The organism is Streptomyces sp. NPDC021562 (genome assembly GCF_040640875.1).
Taxonomy (GTDB): Bacteria; Actinomycetota; Actinomycetes; order Streptomycetales; family Streptomycetaceae; genus Streptomyces.
On record NZ_JBFACN010000025.1, the window covers coordinates 1 to 17,246 of the forward strand.

Genomic DNA, 17,246 nt, shown 5'->3' on the forward strand with positions numbered 1-17,246 from the left:
TCCGGCGGCGACACGGTGACCGGGTCGATCACCAGCACCGGCTTCTGCGAGGACACCACCCCGATCACGCTCTACTACGCGATCACCTTCGACCACCCCTTCACCGCCACGGGCACCTTCACCGGCGGCGAGTACCTGACGTTCGACACCACGAGCAACAGGACGGTGGAGGCCCGGGTCGGCATCTCCTACACCTCGGTGGCGGAGGCCGCGGCCAACCGGGACACCGAGGTGACCGGGAAGACCTTCGCGGCCGTCAAAACGGCCGCGGCGGCGGCGTGGAGCGCCGAGCTGTCGAAGATCGCCGTCACCGGCGGCACCCCGGACCAGCAGAAGGTCTTCTACACCGCGCTCTACCACGCCTCGCTCTTCCCCGCCGTCATCAGCGACGCGGACGGCTCCTACCGGGGCTTCGACGGCGCGGTGCACACCGTGGACAGCGGCCACGCGGCGAAGTACGCCGACTTCTCCACCTGGGACACCTACCGCTCACAGGCCCAACTCACCGCGCTGCTGGACCCGTCGGCCGCTTCGGACATGGCACAGTCGGTCGTCGACGACTACCGGCAGGGCGGCACGCTCACCAAGTGGGGCATGGAGACCGCCGAGACCCACATCATGGTCGGCGACTCCGCCGTACCGCTGCTCGCCGCCTACTACGCCTTCGGCGCACGGGACTTCGACACGTCGACGGCCCTGTCCGCCATGGTCGCGGAACAGACGACGGACACCGACGTCACGCCCGGCGTGACGTACCTCGACTCCTTCGGCTACCTACCCACCAACTCGCTCTACGGCTGCTGCCACGAGTACGCCACGACGTCCACCCAACTCGAGTACGACACCGACGACTTCGCGCTGTCGGCGTTCGCGGGCGCCCTGGGCGACACCGCCACGCAGAAGAAGTTCCAGGACCGGGCGCAGGACTGGCAGAACATCTACAACCCGTCCTCCGGCTACCTCCAGCCCCGGCACTCCAACGGGCGCTGGATGGACGGCTTCAACGCCAAGCTGATCACCGGCACCTCGTCCAACGACTTCGCCGAGGGCGACGCCTTCACCTACACGCCGATGATCCCCTTCAACATCGCCCGGCTGGCGTCCCTGGAGGGCGGGACCGCGTCCCTGGCGTCGTACCTGGACAGCGTGCTCAGCGGCTACCAGGGACTGGGCAGTGTCATCGGCACCCAGTCGAACATGGGCAACGAGCCCAGCATCGGGCTGCCCTGGGAGTACGACTGGGTGGGCAAGCCCTACAAGACCCAGGCCACCGTACGGGCCGTCCAGGACCAGCTCTGGACGGACACCGCCGGCGGCCTGCCCGGCAACGACGACCTCGGCGAGATGAGCGCCTGGTACGTGTGGTCCGCCCTCGGCCTCTACCCGGAGATCCCGGGCACCGGGGACCTGGCCATCGGCAGCCCGGTGTTCACCTCGGCGGTCGTCACGACCGGCGGGGGCACGCTCACCGTCGACGCGCCGGCGGCGGCCGACGGTGCGCCCTACGTCCAGTCGCTGAGCCTCGACGGCGGCCCCTGGGACAAGGCGTACGTACCGGCCTCGTACCTCAGCGGCGCAACGGAGCTGGACTTCACCCTCTCCTCGTCGCCCAACACCTCGTGGGCGGCCGCCCCTTCCGCTGCTCCGCCGTCCTACGGCGGCACCCCCGGCACCGGAGTGGCACAGCCCAGCGGCCCGCTCACCGAGACCGCCACCGGCAAGTGTGCCGACGACGCCGGCTCGGGCACCTCGAACGGCACCGCCGTCCAGCTCTACACCTGCAACGGCACCACCGCGCAGACCTGGAAGGCCGTCCCGGACGGCACCCTCCAGGTGCTCGACGACTGCATGGACGTGACAGGCGGCGCGACCACCTCCGGCACCAAGGTCCAGCTGCACACCTGCAACGGCACCCAGGCCGAGCAGTGGCGGGCGGACGCGTCCGGCGAGATCGTCAACCCGGCCTCCGGTCTCTGCCTCACCGACGCGAGCAACGGCGCCACCGACAGGACCCAACTGACCCTCGCCGCCTGCACGGACGCCGTCGGCCAGCGCTGGACGATTCCGTCGGCCGGCTGACCCACGGCGGAGAAGCACCGAAGGCGAGTTAGCGGGGGCGAGCAGCGGGGGCCGCTGCTCGCCCGGCCGGGTCCGGCGGGCCGGTCAGTTCGGTTGCCGTAGTCCGGCGACGAGGGTCTCGACCACTCGGCGCGCGTCGTAGCGGGGGTCGTGCTCGGCGCCGGCGCAGAGGTTTCCGATGCCGCGCATGAGGTGGTAGGCGTCGAAGCCGGAGCGGATCTCGCCGGAGGCGGCGGCGGCCTCGAGGAGCTCGGCGCACACCGGCAGGAGGCGGTCGAGGAACTGGGCGTGGAGCGCCTCGAAACCGGCGCTGTCGCCCTGCATCGCGGCCGCGAGACCGTGCTTGGTGACGAGGAAGTCGACGAAGAGGCCGACCCACCGCTCCAGGGCGTGATAGGGAGTGGGGCCGGCCGCCAGCAGGGCGGGGCCTGCTTCGACGCAGGCGTCGATCTGGTGGCGGTAGACGGCGACGACGAGGTCCGCCCGGGTGGGGAAATGGCGGTAGATCGTGGCCACCCCGACCCCGGCCTCCGCCGCGATGTCCCGCACCGGCGCCTCCACTCCCGAGGTCACGAAGACCGCCGCGGCCGCGTCCAGCAGCGCCTGCTGGTTGCGCCGGGCGTCCTTGCGAGTGGACCTGGCTGAGCTTCCCGGTCGCCGGCCGCCGTCGTTCACCGCAGCACTCCTTCCATGGCCGATCTTGCAAAACGGATCGGCGTTCCGTATCGTAGGCGGAACAACGTTCCGTTTGCTTCATGATGGCAGACCGCCGGTCGGGCGGCCAACCGCTGTCCGCAACACGCTGTCCGCAACACGCTGTCCGCAACACCCTCCAACACCCTCCACCGCCACCCGGCGTGGCGCCGTCGCCCGCCGGGGGCCCACCGAACCCGAGAGTGCGCACGCACCGAACGGAAGGCACACCCATGTCCGCATCCAGCACCGCGAACGCCCACCAGAGCACGGACACGCCCGCCACCGTGATATCCGCGCGGCCGGTCGTCCTGTCCGCCCCCGAGCGCGGTGACGACCTCCAGGTGCGCGTGTCGGCCCCCGCGACCGGCACCGGCCTGCCTGTCGTCGTCTTCTCGCACGGCTTCGGCCAGTCGATGGACGCCTACGCCCCCCTGACCGACCACTGGGCCGCCCACGGCTTCGTGGTCGTCCAGCCCACCCACCTCGACTCCCGCACCCTGGACATCCCCGCCGAGGACCCCCGTACGCCGCGGATCTGGCGCATCCGCGTCCAGGACCTCACCCGCGTGCTCGACGAACTCGACGTCCTTGCAGCCGCCGTACCGGGCCTCGCCGGGCGCCTGGACCATGACCGCGTCGCCGTGGCCGGGCACTCCTGGGGCGCCCAGTCGGCGAGCACACTGCTGGGCGCGCGCGTCCTCGGCTCCGACGGCAAGCCGGGCGAGGACATGTCCGACCCCCGCGTCGAGGCGGGTGTGCTGCTCGCCCTGCCCGGCCTCGGCGACGACCTCGTCCCGTTCGCCGCCGAGAACTTCCCCTTCATGAGGCCGTCCTTCGACACCATGACCACACCGGCCCTCATCGTCGCCGGGGACCACGACCAGTCCCACCTGTCCACCCGTGGCCCGGACTGGTTCACGGACCCCTACACCTACAGCCCGGGCGACAAGAGCCTGCTCACCCTCTTCGGCGCCGAGCACTCCCTCGGCGGCATTTCCGGACACGAGGCCGCCGAGACCACCGACGCGAACCCCGCCCGCGTCGCCCTGATCCAGCAGCTCACCACGGCCTACCTGCGCAGCGCCCTGTACGGCGAGACCACCGCATGGAAGACGGCGACCGCCGCCCTGGAGGCGGACCCCGATCCGCTCGGGACGCTGCAGAGCAAGTGACGCGGCCGAAGGCGAGCGGCACTGCCACGAGAGGGGGGCCGCGCGGGGGGCGTCGTCGTTTTCCCGGTGACTCGACGGGCACCCGGCGGATGGCCGGTCGTGACCGGGCAGGCGGTCTCGCTCCCCGACCTCGCGACGCAGCCAGGCGCCGGCTTGAGCGCCCGAGGAAGACGACGGGCCGCGGACAAGGAGTGATGCGATCATGCCGACCGCGATGGAACGGGCCAGGGCCGACGCCCTGCTCGCCGATCACGGACAGACGTACGCCCGAGAAGCCGGCGTGGAACTGCGCGACACACCGCAGCCGCTCTACCAGTTGCTGGTGCTCGCCCACCTGCTCAGCGCACGGATCAGGGCGTCCGTGGCCACGGACGCGGCGCGCGCCCTGTTCGAGGACGGGATGCGCACCCCCAAGCGCATGAGCGAAGCCACCTGGCAACAGCGTGTCGACGCCCTCGGCAAGGGCCACTACCGCCGGTACGACGAACGCACCGCCACCCAGCTCGGCGAGGCCGCCGACCTGCTGCTGGAACGGTACGGCGGCGACCTGCGCAAACTCCGCGAGGCCGCCGACGGTGACGTGGAGGAGTGCAAGCGCCTGCTGCGCGAGCTCCCCGGCATCGGGCCCGCCGGGGCGGATATCTTCCTGCGAGAGGTCCAGGGCGTGTGGCCGGAGGCCGCACCGTACTTCGACGCCAAGGCCCTCCAGGGCGCCGAACGGCTCGGGCTCCCGACATCCCCGAGCGCCATCGCCCGCCTGGTGGAGGAGAGCGAGTACCCGGCGCTCGCGGCGGGACTGGTGCGGTCCGCGCTCGACAAGCAGGTCGCGGACGACGTCACCGCGCGCGCCGGCACGTGACCGACCGCGCGAGGGGGTGGTCGGCGGCCGGCCCGATCGGAGCGGGACCGGCCGTCGACGGGTGGCTCAGGCCGGTTCAGCGCTGCAGGGTGAGCACGCCCGGCCGCCACGGCAGCTGGTCGTACGGGCCGCTCGCGGAGGGGGACTTGCCCTGGTAGAGCAACTGCAGGTTGCAGGGGTCGATGGTCATGGTCTGGTCGGGGTTGTTGCGGACCAGGTCACCGTGGCTGATGTCGTCGGTCCAGGTGGCACCGCTGTTGGCCTTGCCCGCGAAGGGATTGCTCTCGGTGGCGGCCTGGGGGGTCCACGAACCGCTCAGGCTGGAGGCCGTGAAGGAGCGGAAGTAACGCTGCTCGTTGGCACCGCGCGCCTCGACGATCATGAGGTACTGGTTCTGGCCCTGGACCTTGTACACCTGCGGCGCCTCGAACAGGTTCTTCACCGTGTCGCTCATGACCGTGGTGTACGACGAGCCGAAGTTGCCCGGGAAGTTCCCGATCGGCATGCTCGCCCGGTAGATCTTGCCGTTGTCACCGGCGAAGAACAGGTACATGTTCTGGCCGTCGGCGATCAGGGTCTGGTCGATCGGGGCGGAGCCGGAGACACTGCCGGTGAACAGCGGTTGCGGCGCGGACCAGCCGTTCGGGTTGGTGGGGTCGCTCGACGTGCGGTAGACGAAGGGCGACGCGCCCCACTGGGACGCCAGGACCCAGATGTTCTTGGGGGCGAAGTAGAACAGCGTGGGCGCCACCGCGGACTGGCTCATCCCGCTCTGCCCGGCCGACGCCATGTCCGACCAGTTCGTGAAGGGCTTGAACATCATCGAGCCGTACGACGATCCCGACACGTTCGACGCGTAGACCAGGTGCTTGCCGTTGTACGTCACGTTGGTGAAGTCCTTCAGCGAGACCCACCCGTTCGCCGGCTGCGCCAACGCACCCGTCGACGTCCACCGGTACGTGGACGGCAGAGCACACGTGCCGCCGCCTCCTCCCGGCGGGGTCGTCCCCGACAAACCGGTCCACTTCTGGTTGCTGCCGCCGTTGCACGTCCAGATCTGCACCGCGGTGCCGTTGGCCGTTCCGGCCCCCGCGGCCTCCAGGCACAGCCCGGACTCCACGCCGACGACCGTGCCGTCCGAGTTCACCCGCCACTGCTGGTTGGCGCCCCCGGAGCAGGTCCAGATCTGCACCCGGGTACCGGCCGCGGTGGCGTGGCCCGGGACATCCAGGCACTTGTTGCCGTACACGGTGAGCTGGTTGCCGTCCGTCAACGTCCACTGCTGGTTGGTCCCGCCCCAGCAGTCGTAGAGCTGCAGATACGTGCCGTCGGTCTGGGCGGCGCCCGGCACGTCGAGACACCGACCGGACCCGACACCGGTCAGGGCGCCGCTGGAAGCCGCCTGAGCCGGGACGGCGACAAGCATCGCCGCCATCGCGGCCAGGGTCGCGACCAGCGCGGCGAGCGCCGCTGACGGACGCCTTCGGCCGAACCTTCCTCGGTGCATGGGATGCTTCCTCACATTCGATCGTTGGCAGGTCCATGACATGTCACAGACCCGATGCATTCGCTATGTCGAACAAGGATCGAGGGGCCGAGCAACCTGGATCATAGGGAACGCCTGAGCGGCGTCAATACCTCTCGCATGTATCGCCATCAACACCGAATCTTTCGCGCTGCCAGAGTCCGACCCGCCACCGACACACAAACCTGCCCCAGGAACAGCACCTCGTGCCGCCCTTACCGAACCCCCGAAAGTTTCGCCACCCTGCCTCCGCCCCGCCCCCCGGTCAGGAGCGCCTACAAGGTCACCGGCAGAAGCGGTCGGTGTGCGACCGCGCCTGGTGAGTCCCATGGGCGCTCACCTACGAGGGGCAGTGCCGGTGCCGGCTCGTGGAGGGGGAGACAGAGGGCAGAGGGAACGCCGCGGCGTAGGCGCGGCCGAAGTCGGGGGTGACGACTGCATCGTCGGCGCCCCAGATCACCAGGACCGGGCAGGTGGCAATGGAAAAGCGGGGCAGCATGCCGGCGCCTGCCGTGGTCGGGCCGGCGTAGGTGCGCATGTCGGCCATCGACTGCGCGGACGGTCCGCCCTGCGGCGCCGGTCCTGCGGCCGCCGCAGCCGGTGACCCGGCGGGCACGGTGATCTGTCGGCCGGTGATGACGGGGCCGATGGCGTCCATGAGGACGAGCCGGGAGATCCGGCCTTCGCGGTCGTCCAGGGCGGTCTGGGTGGCGACCCAACCGCCGAAAGACGCGCCGATCACGTCAAGGTAGGCAGCGGCGAGTGCGGGCACGCAGTCCAGATCGTCAGGCCGGACGGTGCCGTCCCAGCCCGCGTGTGTGGGCGCGACCACCTTGTGGTCCGGTGCGAGGTGGTCGATCAGTGGCGAGATGCCGGCCGGGCCGGGGCGGCCGTGCAGGACGAGGACCGGCCTGCGGGGAGTCTGAGGACGCGGGTCTCACCGGGCTGCCGGGCCGGAGGTGAAGAAGGCTGCCATCTGCTCCAGGCCCTTCTCGCTGAACATCGTGTCCAGGCTGGCGGCGGACTCGGCGGCGGAGGCCTCGCCGCGCGGGAAGAGGGCCTCCTCGTACGCGGCCAGGGCGGCCTCGGTGTCGCCGGGGTGGGCGGCGACGGCCAGGGCGAGTTCGGCACCGTCGAGCATGGCGAGGTTGGCGCCCTCCCCCGCGAAGGGGGACATCAGGTGGGCGGCGTCACCGAGCAGCGTCACACCCGGGGCGCGGTCCCAGCGATGCCCCACGGGCAGGGCGTGGATCCGGCGCGGGGTGACCGAGTCCGCGTCGGCGACCAGGGCGCGCAGACCCTCGTCCCAATCCTCGAAGTGGGCGAGGACCGCGGCCTTGGCGGTGGCCTGGTCGGTGAAGTCGACCGTGTCCAGCCAGCCTTCGTCGGCCTTGAGCGCCGCGTAGACGTGGAGACTGCCGTCGCTCTCCCGGTGCGCGAGGACCCCGCGTTCGTGGCCCAGGGCGATGAAGAACCCGCCGCCGACGACCGCGGCGCTGCGCGGGTGGCGGGTGTCGGCGTCGTACAGGTCGGTCTCGACGAAGGAGATGCCGGTGTAGGCGGGCCACGCGCTGGAGACCAGTGGCCGGATCCGGGACCAGGCGCCGTCCGCGCCGATCAGGAGATCGGTGGTGACGGCCGAGCCGTCGGCGAACGTCATCTCGTGACGCCCGTCGCCCAGCGGCCGGGCCCCGGTGACCTTGTGGCCCCAGTGGATCGTGCCGTCGGGCAGGGAGCCCAACAGCAGGTCCCGCAGGTCGCCGCGGTCCACCTCGGGCCGGCCGCCGGTGCCGTCGTCCTCCTCGGCCACGTGCACGGTGCCGTCGGGGCCGAGCAGGCGCAGGGCCTGACCGCCCTCGTGAACGATCTTGAGGAAGTCGTCGTGCAGGCCGGCGGCGCGCAGGGCCTTCTGCCCGTCGGCCTCGTGGATGTCGAGCATCCCGCCCTGCGTACGGGCCGCCGCCGACGCCTCCCACTCGAAGATCGCCGACTCGATGCCGTTGACGTGCAGGACGCGGGCGGCGGTCAGGCCACCAAGACCCGCGCCGATGATCGCTATCGGGAAATGGGGGGTGTTCACGGGGCCTCCGAAGCAGTAGGGGAAACACCTCACGTGCGCCGAGCCATCGCCGCCGACGCCGCAAGCCCCCTGTCGCAGGGCGGCGTGCACGACGAGGCGGCAAGGGATGCCTCGGCCGCCCCTTCAACGTACCGAACATGTTCGTTGCGAACAAGTTCGTCACTGCGCAGAGGGCGGCCACCAGGGCGGGCCGCCCGGCCCCGGGCTCAGTCCACCGCGCCCGGCACAGGTGTGAGCGTGATGCCGTTGACGAGGACGTCGAAGCTCCAGCGGATCCTGTCCGACACCGAGCCACCGATCAGGGCGGGCAGGTGCGCGGTGATCGCCGGGTGCGTGGTGGCGTCCACGGCGTGCAGTGCACGCACGGCGGCGTTCCAGTCGTCCTCGGAGGCGGGGTCGTGCTCGCGCGTCGAGTGCTCGGCGGCGGTGGCCGTCGCGTCCTGGAGCAGTTTGTCCACCCCCCAGGCGACCTGCTCGCGGCCTGCGCCGCTCTGCGCGAGGAGGTCGAGGATGCGCTCCACCAGACGCAGGTAGTTCTCGCCGCTCGGGCGGGCGACGAGCGCGGCCCGCGCGAGCTGCGGGTGCTCGAACAGCACCTGGGTGTACGACGTCATGACGGCACGGAGCTGCTCGCGCCAGTCCCCACCGCCGTCCCGTCCGGTCAGATCGACCTCGCCGAGCAGGGCGTCCAGGACGGCCGCGTGAAGTTCCGCGGTGTTGGCGACGTACACGTACAGTGACGCGGGGCCGGTGTCCAGCTCCTGCGCCAGGCGGCGCATCGTGACCTTCCCCAGCCCCTCCGCCCTCATGATCCGCACGGCGGTGTCCACGATCCAGCGCCGGGACAGAGCGGGCTTCGCCGGGCGCTCACGGCGGCTGATCGGCTCTCTTCTCGCAGTCATCGCCCGATCGTAACGAACATGTTCGACGAGCCGCTGGACGAGGCGCGGCCCGGGATGCGCGCGTCCGGCATGAGGGTCGCCGCCCCACGGGACCCCGGTCGCACGGCAGGCCGAAAGTCGCCGTAGGACAGGGCCGTCCCGGAATCGCCCCAGGTACGCAACGGGTAGGGTCCCCGCGGGATCCGGCCGCGTGCACGCGTCGGATCCCGCGAAGGCGCGGATCGGGGGCGACGCGGGTGGGGTGGCGCGAGGAGATCGCGACGGCTCTGGGCGAGTTGATCAGGGTCACGGGCGGCTCGGGGAGACAGCCGCGCTGGCAACGGGTGGGGCGCGCGGTCCGCACCAAAGAAGTCGGCTGGTACGCAGTGGACCTGCGCGGTTCGGACATCGGGCCGGATCAGCTGGACGCCCTGCGACTGGCCGGCCCGGATTCGGACAACATCGAGACGCAGGGGTTCGCCGTCTCGGAGACGGTGCAGAACGGCTCCCTGCTCACGCTGAAAGTCGCCGAGTTCGCGGATCTTCCGGATGCGTATCTGTGGCTGCTGAGGCAACCGCCGACCTTCCTCGTGGAGGCACTGCGCGACGGAATCGCCGGACTGGGCGAGAGCCCGCTGGCGAACGCCCTGGCCGCAGGATCGATCGGCGGTACCTCCTCGCCCGACCCGGACCCTCCGGGATTCCACCCCGCGCAGGGACGCGCGTACCGTGCGTGCCTGGGCCAGGGCGTGCACCTGGTGTGGGGTCCGCCGGGCACCGGCAAGACGACCGTGCTGAAGCGGGCGATCGGTGACCTGATCGCACGGGGCGACCGCGTGCTGTTGGTGTCCGCCACCAACATCGCCGTGGACAATGCCCTGTTGGGCGTGGTGAGGGAGAACCGGCACGGATCCGGTGACATCGTCCGTGTCGGCCCGCCCCAGCTTCGGGAAGTGGCGGACGATCCCACGGTGTCTCTGCCGCTCATGGTCCGCGAGCGGCTGACCCGGACGGCGGAGCGCAGGCGTGTCCTCGAGGCCGCGCTGGTGGACATGCGGAACCGCGCGAAGGAACTGGCCGCGCTGGACGCCTCCCTCGTCCGTTTCGATCCGACCGCGTACTTCGACGCGCTGAAGCTGTTGCGTACGCCCGGCCAGGACCCCCAGTCCGTGCGGGAACGCGCGGAGAGCGCCGCGTCCTCGCTGGAGGAGGCCGAGGCGGCGCTGGCAGCGGCCGAGAGGGCTGTGTCGGCGGCACAGCGGCACCGGGACGAAGCCGCGGAGTCCCGTCGTCAGTGGTCGGAGGTCGACCGGCTGCGCGACGAGCAGGCGCGGATCCTCGCAGCGGCGGAGCGGAAGGAAGCCGCGGCGCTCCTGGCCGAGGAACAACTGCACGACGTGGACGAGGAGTTGCGGCAGCTCGACAGCCGGCGGTCCATGGCCAAGTGGCGGGCTCGGGAGAGACGGCAGGCACTCCGCGACCAGATGACCGCACTGCAGGAGGCCGCCGAGCAGGCCCACCGGACCGCCCGGGCCGCGCGCACCACGGCCGAAGCACATGCCGCCGCGCTGGAAGGTGAACGGGCCCGGCTGGCCGCCGGCATCCCCCACACCCGCGAGCGGATCGCCGCTGTGGAGGGGACGCTCGCTTCGGCGCAGTCGGCCCGCAGGGCGGCCCTCGCCACCCTTGCGTCGAGCCGTGACGACGTCACCCGGCTGGAGAAGGCCGTCGTGCACGCTCTCGACGCGGCGGAACTCACCGGACTCGCCGACCGGCAGGGCTGGCCCACCCGCCATGCCCGCGCCGAGCGACTCCGACCCCAGGTGACGGCCGACGCCTCCCGCCGGCCGGCACTGGAGGGACAGTTCCAGCAGGTTCAGGAAGAGTACGAACGCCTCGCCCGCAACGCCCAGGGCGAGATCATCAAGAGGGCGAAGCTGGTCGCGACCACACTCGCCAGGTTCAGGACCAACAAGGCGGTCTTCGAGGGCCCTTACGACGTCGTCCTGGTCGACGAGGCGGGGGCGGCGACGCTGCCCGAAGTGATCCTCGCGACGGCGAAGGCTTCCCGGACGGCTGTGCTGCTCGGCGACTTCATGCAGCTCGGGCCGGTCGTCGAGGAGCAGCTGAAAGATCTCGACCGCCCGGATGTCAAGCGCTGGCTGCTCCCGGACGTCTTCGAGCACTGCGGCATCCGGGAACCGGCGGACGCCCACCGGCACGCGGCGTGCGTCACCCTGAGCGAGCAGCACCGCTTCGGCCCGGCCGTCATGCGGCTGGCCAACTCGCTCGCCTACGGCGGACTGCTGCGGGGTGGCAAGCAGACCGTGGCGCCAAGACCGGCCGACGATCCGGAGATCGTGGTCGTCGACACCGACGGACTGCACGAGCTGGCAAGGCCGCACCTCACCGGCCGCAGGAGCGGCTGGTGGCCGGCCGGGACACTGATCGCCAGAGCTCTCGTGGACTACCACCGCGGCAAGGGCGAGGAGACGGGCATCGTCACGCCGTACGGTATCCAGGCGGACGCGACCCTTGAGGCTCTGCGGGACGTGGAGAGCGGTGGCGGACCGCTGGCCGAAGTGGGCACGGCGCACCGCTTCCAGGGCCGCGAGTTCCCCGTCGTCGTCTTCGACACGGTCGAGGGATCCGACGGACGCGAACTGTGGATGTCCCTGGCGCACCGGGAACCGGACGCTTCGGACTGGGCACGGAACGGAGTACGTCTGTTCAACGTGGCCGCCACCCGCGTCCAGACGCGTCTGTACGTGCTCGGCAGCTGGGAACGGATGCGGGCCGCGCGGAACGGCAGGGCCTTCACTCATCTGGCCGCGCTGGTCGGCACGCCCGGCGTGCGACGGCTGAGGGCGAGTCACCTGATCACGCCGCCGCAGGACTCAGGGCGGGATCTCGGCGGTTTCGGGGCCGCGCTCGCCGACGTCCTGGCCCGGCACGTCGAAGTCACCGGCCTCGACGACGAACTGACCTTCTTCAGCACCTTCGAGGAGGAGATCAACAAGGCCCGCGCCTCCATCTGGCTGTGGGCCCCGTGGGTCGCGCGCCGGGTACGCGGCATCCTGCCGCTGCTGCGCGAGGCGGCGGGGCGGGGCGTGCGCGTAACCGTCTTCGTCCGGGACGACACGGACCAGCTCCAGGCGCGACCTGAGAACCAGAGCCTCGTCGCCGACCTCCGAGCCGTCGTCCACACCGTCATCCCCGTCAACGTCATGCACCAGAAGATCGCGGTGATCGACGAGCAGACGGTGATGATGGGCAGCCTCAACAGCCTGTCCCAGTCATGGACCCGCGAGATCATGGTGACGATGCGAGGCGGCCACTTCGCGCGCAAGCTGCTGGAGCACGAGCATGCCGAGCTGTTCGCCCGCCCACCGACATGCGCTCGCTGCGGTGGCACGAGCATCGAACTGCGCCGCCGCACGAACGGCACGTGGTTCTGGCGCTGCTACGACACGGCCTGCAAAACCGGACCGAACGGCCGGAGCAACGCCTGGAACACGGATATTCGGTTGGGCCAGGGCCGACGTTGAGAACCGTGCACCCGACCGCTGGTATTACTGGGGCATGCAGGAAGAGACGGCACGCTCCGCGATCGACACGTTCATCTCCGCCTTCAACGCCTCGGACGACACCTATGTGACTGCCCTGCTCTCCCAGGCCCTGACCTCGGACGTGGTCTTCTGGGGGCCGTTGGGTCGCAGCGAAGGAATCGCGGCGGTCGAGCGGTTCGTGCTGGACATCCGGCGCCACCCGGCGGGGACCGGCACGATGGTGCGCTGCTCGGCGGTGGACATGCCTGACGAGTGGGCCCGATACCAGTGGGTCTTCACCACGCCGGACGGCGGCCCCTGCCTGGCGGGCACGGACGTCGTCCACCTGCGGCGGAGCCTCATCGACCAGGTCATCGTCTTCGCAGGGGACATCGAACCGCACGCCTCCTGATCCGCCCTTGGGTCCGCCCTTCCCGCTGCGGGACGTGCATGGCCACCGACTCTTCGACCCGCATGACGATCTCCACGCGATCTGGTTCCACCGCGGCTGCTCAGCAGCCTATTTCCCGGCTGCGCGAGCGCAGCGCGCCGCCCCCGAATGCGAGGGTTTCGCCTTGACCGGAACCGGACGGAAAGAGGAACTGCGCATGACCGCCACATTGTGTTTCCGTGAGCGGTCAGATGCCTATGCGCCCTGATGGGCCTGGCGGAACGCACCCGGAGTCATGCCGCTGTGACGGGTGAAGAACTTGCCGAAGTTGGTGGGTTCGACGAAGCCGAGACGTCGCGCGACCGTCGCCACCGGTTCGTCGGTGTGGGCGAGCAGCCGTTGGGCCTCCAAGGTCACCCGGGCGTCGATGACATGCTTCACGGGCTGTCCGGTGGCGGCCAGGCAGGCACGCGTCAGTGTCTTGACGGTGTACCCCAGTCGGTGGCCGTAGTCGGCGGCGCGGCGGGTGGTGGTGTAACCGCGCTCCAGCTCGGCGCGGAAGCGGCGGTAGACCTCGCCGCCCGCGTGCGGGTCGCCACCGCCCTCCGTGTGGGGCAGGCGGTCGATCTGCAGCAGCACGGTCGCCAGCAGAAACTGGAGGATCTCCGCCGACACGGTCTGCGCGGGACGGTCGTACTCGGCCCGCATCTGACCGAACAGGGTCGACAGTACGGCGTACTCGGGGCTGGCTCCAAGGTGCCGACAGGCCGGTCCGTACCACTCCGTCACCAGCCGGTCGGCGCTGCTGGCGTGCGGCGGGAAGGCCGGCGTGAAGAGGAGGTGGGCGCCGTTCGCCGTGCCGGGCCGGACGAAACGCTGCACCTGCCCCGGCCGGACCCACAACAGGGTGCCGGGGCGGCAGGGGTGGGTCACGAAGTCGACCGCGTGATCCCCGCTGCCCTCCGTGATCAGCGTGAGGGTGTGGAAGTCCACGCGGTGCACCAGATCGGGCCGCCGCCCCCGGCGTCGGCGCCGCTCGTGCAGCGTGGCGAGATCGATGATCTCGAACCCGGGAACCCGGTCGTCGGGGGGACGGAAGCCGAGCCGGAGGATGGCACCTTCCGAAGCGGGTTCACCGTCTCCGAGATCCGCAGGAGGCATCACCATCTCCAGATGTCCTCGATTTACCATGCCGAGTCTTCAGCGTATCTCGCCTGCCTGCGGCGATGGGACAACAGTGGAGGACATCGAGGCGGCACAGGGCCGCCTCCACCGCAAGGAGCCCCTATGAACGGCTCGGTCACCGTCCTGGACAAGGGCACGGTCCGCATCCACAGCTACATGTCTCCCGCCGACACCTTTCACACCACCACCCAGCTGATCGAGACCCCGGCCCGGATCATCGCGATCGACGCCCAGCTGCTTCCCGCCTACGCAGACGAGGCCGTCGCCTACGCCAAGGGACTCGGCAAGCCGATCGACCGCCTCATCGTCACCCACGCCCACCCGGACCACTACAACGGCGCCGCCCGTTTCGGCGTCCCCGTCCACGCGCTGGCTCGGGTGAGCGAGCAGATCATCGCCCGCGGCGACAGCCGGCTGCCGACCGGACAGGTCATCCCCCTCACCGACTTCACCCCGGACGTGGTCCTCGTCCCGGGCACCGAGGTCATCGACGGCGTCACCTTCGTGTTCGAGGCCGTCTCCGGCGGCGAGGCGGCCGACGAACTCTTGATCAAGCTGCCGGAGCAGGGCGTGCTGATCGCCCAGGACCTCGTCTACCACGACGTCCACCTCTACCTGGGCAACAACGACATCACCGGCTGGCAGCAGCTCGTGGACGCGCTGAGCTCCGAGTCCGGCTACGACACGATCCTGGCCGGTCACGGCACTCCCACCGGACCCGAGGTCTACGAGGACATCCGCCGCTACCTGGCCGACGCCCGCGAACTGCTCGGCGACGACGGCGACGCGTACAAGAAGGCGATCGTCGACAAGTACCCGGGCCACGTCGGCCCCTTCATCATCGACATCGCCAACCGGTCGCTCTTTCCCACCGCCGGCTGATTGCCGTTCGTTCCTCGCCTGCCTGCCGGCACACGCTCGTCCCGAGAGATTCGCCATTGTCCCCCGGTACGTCTGCGTGGCTCCCGTGACACGGCCGTCGCAGCGGCCAGCCGCCAAGGACGACGGCCCGCACCCTCTGATCGTCGACTTCCGGTTCCAGATCACCGACCCGACGACGCCGTTCGACGTCCTGCGCGTGCACGCCCGGTAGCGGCACGGCACCCCAGCACGGAGAAGGGACCCCCCATGAAGATCACCATCATCGGCGCCGGGAACATGGCCCGCTCCATCGCCACCAGGGCCCTGGCCGGTGGCCACACGGTCACCATCACCGCCAAGGATCCCGGCAAGGCCGTACGACTCGTCGACGAACTACGCGAACAGGCACACGGCGCCGGGCAGGTGGGCGCCGCCGACGAGTCGGCCGTGGACCAGGCGGACATCGTGGTCCTCGCGGTGCCCTTCGACGCGGCCAGGCAGCTCGCCGCCTCCTACGGGCCACGCCTCGGCGGCAAAGTGCTGATCGACATCAGCAACCCCGTCGACGCCTCGCTCGACGCGCTGGTCGTCCCGCACGGCACCTCGGCCGCCGAGCAGATCGCCGAGGCCGCGGGACCACAGGTGCGGGTGGTCAAGGCGTTCAACACGACGTTCGCCACCACCCTGGTCTCCGGTCAGGTGGGCGGAACCCCGCTGGACGTCTTCGTCGCCGGTGACGACCAGGCCGCCCGCAAGGAAGTCGCCGACCTGGTCACCTCCGGCGGACTGAACCCGGTCGACGTCGGCGCGCTGAAGCACGCCCGCCAGCTGGAGGGCTTCCAACTGCTCCACATGGCGCTCCAGATCCGCGAAGGCGGCCACGGCTGGGCCAGCACGATCAAGATCGTCGCCCCCTGAACCCCTCCACCACCCCCACCCACACTGTCGGGCCCGCCCCCTCCCCACGGACCGGCAGTGGCCCCGGCCCACACCAGGAGAACCACCCCATGCACGTCCGCGCCACCGTCACCACGCTCGCCGCCGCAGCGGCCCTGCTGACCTCCGCCGCGACCGCCACGGCGGCGACCGAGCCGCTCTCCGGGCCCCGCATCGCGGACCACTTCAGCCTGGCGGCCTCGCAGCAGCCCGAGAACATCACCGTCGACCGCACCGGATCCGCGTATCTGACCTTCTCCTTCGCCCGGCAGATCGTCCGCATCGCCCCCGGCGGACACGCGCAGGTACTCGCCACGCTCCCCGCACCCGCCAAGGCGAGCACCCCCAACCTGGGCAAGGCGTTCGTCGGCGGCATCGCCCGCGCCGACGACGGCACCCTCTACGTCACCTACGCCACCGGCACCGCCGACCTCACCGGCGTCTGGGCCATCCGCCCCGGCGGCCGTCCGCACCGGATCGCCGCCCTGCCCGCCGACGGACTGCCCAACGGCCTCGCCCTCGACCAGCACACCCAGAGGCTCTACGTCACCGACTCCGTCCACGGCGTCATCTACCGCCTGCCCGCACGCGGCGGCGAGGCCACCGTCTGGGCCCGCGGCGAGGCGATCGAACCCAGCACCTTCGCCGGCGCCAACGGCCTGAAGCTCCACAACGGAGCCGTCTGGGCCACCAACCTCGACAAGGGCACCGTCCTGCGCATCCCGTTCACCACGCACGGCACCGCGGGCACCATCGAGGTCCGTGCAACGGGCATGCCCTTCATCGACGACTTCGCCTTCACCGGCCACGGCGACACCCTCCTCGCCGCCCTCGACGACAACCAGGTCGACCTCGTCCGCCCCGACGGCACCCACACCGCGGTCCTCACGGCCGCCGACGGTCTGCAGACCCCGACCTCCGTCGCGGTCCACGGCAACAAGGTGTACGTCCCCAGCGCCGCGTACCTCACGAACGAGGACCCCAACCTGCTCGTCGCCCGCCTCGACCGCTGACACGGCCGTACCGGCCGACC

15 protein-coding genes are annotated in these 17,246 nt (G+C 70.8%); 9 read left to right on the forward strand and 6 right to left on the reverse strand.

Translation table 11 applies throughout. From position 1 onward, the window contains the following. The coding region (locus AB0G52_RS31445; RefSeq protein ID WP_361340954.1) for a lectin at positions 1 to 2,079 on the forward strand (2,079 nt) is incomplete at its 5' end. An 84-nt stretch (positions 2,080 to 2,163) separates the two neighbouring features. Here the strand turns inward: AB0G52_RS31445 and AB0G52_RS31450 are convergent. Further along, positions 2,164 to 2,754: a TetR/AcrR family transcriptional regulator gene (locus AB0G52_RS31450; RefSeq protein WP_132892180.1), complete on the reverse strand. Its 591-nt coding sequence runs from the start codon at positions 2,752 to 2,754 to the stop codon at positions 2,164 to 2,166. A 251-nt stretch (positions 2,755 to 3,005) separates the two neighbouring features. On the opposite strand from AB0G52_RS31450, the gene AB0G52_RS31455 reads away from it, so the two are divergent. Together AB0G52_RS31455 and AB0G52_RS31460 are read left to right on the forward strand one after the other, a co-directional pair. Next, positions 3,006 to 3,947: a chlorophyllase gene (locus tag AB0G52_RS31455; RefSeq protein ID WP_361340957.1), complete on the forward strand. Its 942-nt coding sequence runs from the start codon at positions 3,006 to 3,008 to the stop codon at positions 3,945 to 3,947. Between the two features lie 202 nt (positions 3,948 to 4,149). Beyond that, positions 4,150 to 4,806, forward strand: coding sequence for an endonuclease (locus AB0G52_RS31460; protein ID WP_361340960.1), 657 nt, complete (start codon positions 4,150 to 4,152; stop codon positions 4,804 to 4,806). 76 nt (positions 4,807 to 4,882) lie between these two features. On the opposite strand, the gene AB0G52_RS31465 is transcribed toward AB0G52_RS31460, so the two are convergent. The 4 genes from AB0G52_RS31465 to AB0G52_RS31480 form a co-directional block, all read right to left on the reverse strand. Then, a complete protein-coding gene (locus AB0G52_RS31465) occupies positions 4,883 to 6,313 on the reverse strand; it encodes a non-reducing end alpha-L-arabinofuranosidase family hydrolase (protein WP_132892177.1) in 1,431 nt (476 codons plus the stop codon). A gap of 358 nt (positions 6,314 to 6,671) precedes the next feature. Next, a complete protein-coding gene (locus AB0G52_RS31470) occupies positions 6,672 to 7,163 on the reverse strand; it encodes an alpha/beta hydrolase (RefSeq protein WP_361340963.1) in 492 nt (163 codons plus the stop codon). 105 nt (positions 7,164 to 7,268) lie between these two features. Further along, entirely contained in the window at positions 7,269 to 8,411 is a 1,143-nt protein-coding gene (locus tag AB0G52_RS31475; RefSeq protein ID WP_165939513.1) for an NAD(P)/FAD-dependent oxidoreductase, read from the reverse strand. A 206-nt stretch (positions 8,412 to 8,617) separates the two neighbouring features. Then, on the reverse strand, positions 8,618 to 9,313 hold the full coding sequence (locus AB0G52_RS31480; RefSeq protein ID WP_132892173.1) for a TetR/AcrR family transcriptional regulator: 696 nt from the start codon (positions 9,311 to 9,313) through the stop codon (positions 8,618 to 8,620). Between the two features lie 236 nt (positions 9,314 to 9,549). On the opposite strand from AB0G52_RS31480, the gene AB0G52_RS31485 reads away from it, so the two are divergent. Then, positions 9,550 to 12,840 (forward strand): AAA domain-containing protein, encoded by a 3,291-nt coding sequence (locus AB0G52_RS31485; protein ID WP_132892171.1) that lies wholly within the window; start codon positions 9,550 to 9,552, stop codon positions 12,838 to 12,840. A gap of 34 nt (positions 12,841 to 12,874) precedes the next feature. Next, on the forward strand, positions 12,875 to 13,252 hold the full coding sequence (locus AB0G52_RS31490) for a nuclear transport factor 2 family protein (RefSeq protein WP_132892169.1): 378 nt from the start codon (positions 12,875 to 12,877) through the stop codon (positions 13,250 to 13,252). Positions 13,253 to 13,486: 234 nt separating this feature from the next. Here the strand turns inward: AB0G52_RS31490 and AB0G52_RS31495 are convergent, their stop codons facing one another. Next, entirely contained in the window at positions 13,487 to 14,392 is a 906-nt protein-coding gene (locus AB0G52_RS31495; protein WP_361340968.1) for an AraC family transcriptional regulator, read from the reverse strand. Between the two features lie 126 nt (positions 14,393 to 14,518). Between AB0G52_RS31495 and AB0G52_RS31500 the strand changes: the two genes are divergently transcribed. The 4 genes from AB0G52_RS31500 (at position 14,519) to AB0G52_RS31515 (ending at position 17,226) form a co-directional block, all read left to right on the forward strand. Next, entirely contained in the window at positions 14,519 to 15,298 is a 780-nt protein-coding gene (locus AB0G52_RS31500; RefSeq protein WP_132893497.1) for an MBL fold metallo-hydrolase, read from the forward strand. Positions 15,299 to 15,383: 85 nt separating this feature from the next. Next, positions 15,384 to 15,509: a hypothetical protein gene (locus AB0G52_RS31505; protein WP_361340971.1), complete on the forward strand. Its 126-nt coding sequence runs from the start codon at positions 15,384 to 15,386 to the stop codon at positions 15,507 to 15,509. 35 nt (positions 15,510 to 15,544) lie between these two features. Beyond that, a complete protein-coding gene (locus AB0G52_RS31510) occupies positions 15,545 to 16,195 on the forward strand; it encodes an NADPH-dependent F420 reductase (protein ID WP_132893499.1) in 651 nt (216 codons plus the stop codon). Between the two features lie 89 nt (positions 16,196 to 16,284). Next, positions 16,285 to 17,226, forward strand: a complete 942-nt coding sequence (locus tag AB0G52_RS31515; protein WP_361340974.1) for a hypothetical protein — start codon at positions 16,285 to 16,287, stop codon at positions 17,224 to 17,226. The last annotated feature ends 20 nt before the right edge of the window (positions 17,227 to 17,246 follow it).

Coding starts and splice junctions, on each gene's coding strand:
- AB0G52_RS31455 (WP_361340957.1), top strand. CDS start 3,006: ATGTCCGCATCCAGCACCGCGAACGCCCACCAGAGCACGGACACGCCC.
- AB0G52_RS31460 (WP_361340960.1), top strand. CDS start 4,150: ATGCCGACCGCGATGGAACGGGCCAGGGCCGACGCCCTGCTCGCCGAT.
- AB0G52_RS31465 (WP_132892177.1), bottom strand. CDS start 6,313: ATGCACCGAGGAAGGTTCGGCCGAAGGCGTCCGTCAGCGGCGCTCGCC.
- AB0G52_RS31480 (WP_132892173.1), bottom strand. CDS start 9,313: ATGACTGCGAGAAGAGAGCCGATCAGCCGCCGTGAGCGCCCGGCGAAG.
- AB0G52_RS31490 (WP_132892169.1), top strand. CDS start 12,875: ATGCAGGAAGAGACGGCACGCTCCGCGATCGACACGTTCATCTCCGCC.
- AB0G52_RS31495 (WP_361340968.1), bottom strand. CDS start 14,392: ATGCCTCCTGCGGATCTCGGAGACGGTGAACCCGCTTCGGAAGGTGCC.
- AB0G52_RS31500 (WP_132893497.1), top strand. CDS start 14,519: ATGAACGGCTCGGTCACCGTCCTGGACAAGGGCACGGTCCGCATCCAC.
- AB0G52_RS31510 (WP_132893499.1), top strand. CDS start 15,545: ATGAAGATCACCATCATCGGCGCCGGGAACATGGCCCGCTCCATCGCC.
- AB0G52_RS31515 (WP_361340974.1), top strand. CDS start 16,285: ATGCACGTCCGCGCCACCGTCACCACGCTCGCCGCCGCAGCGGCCCTG.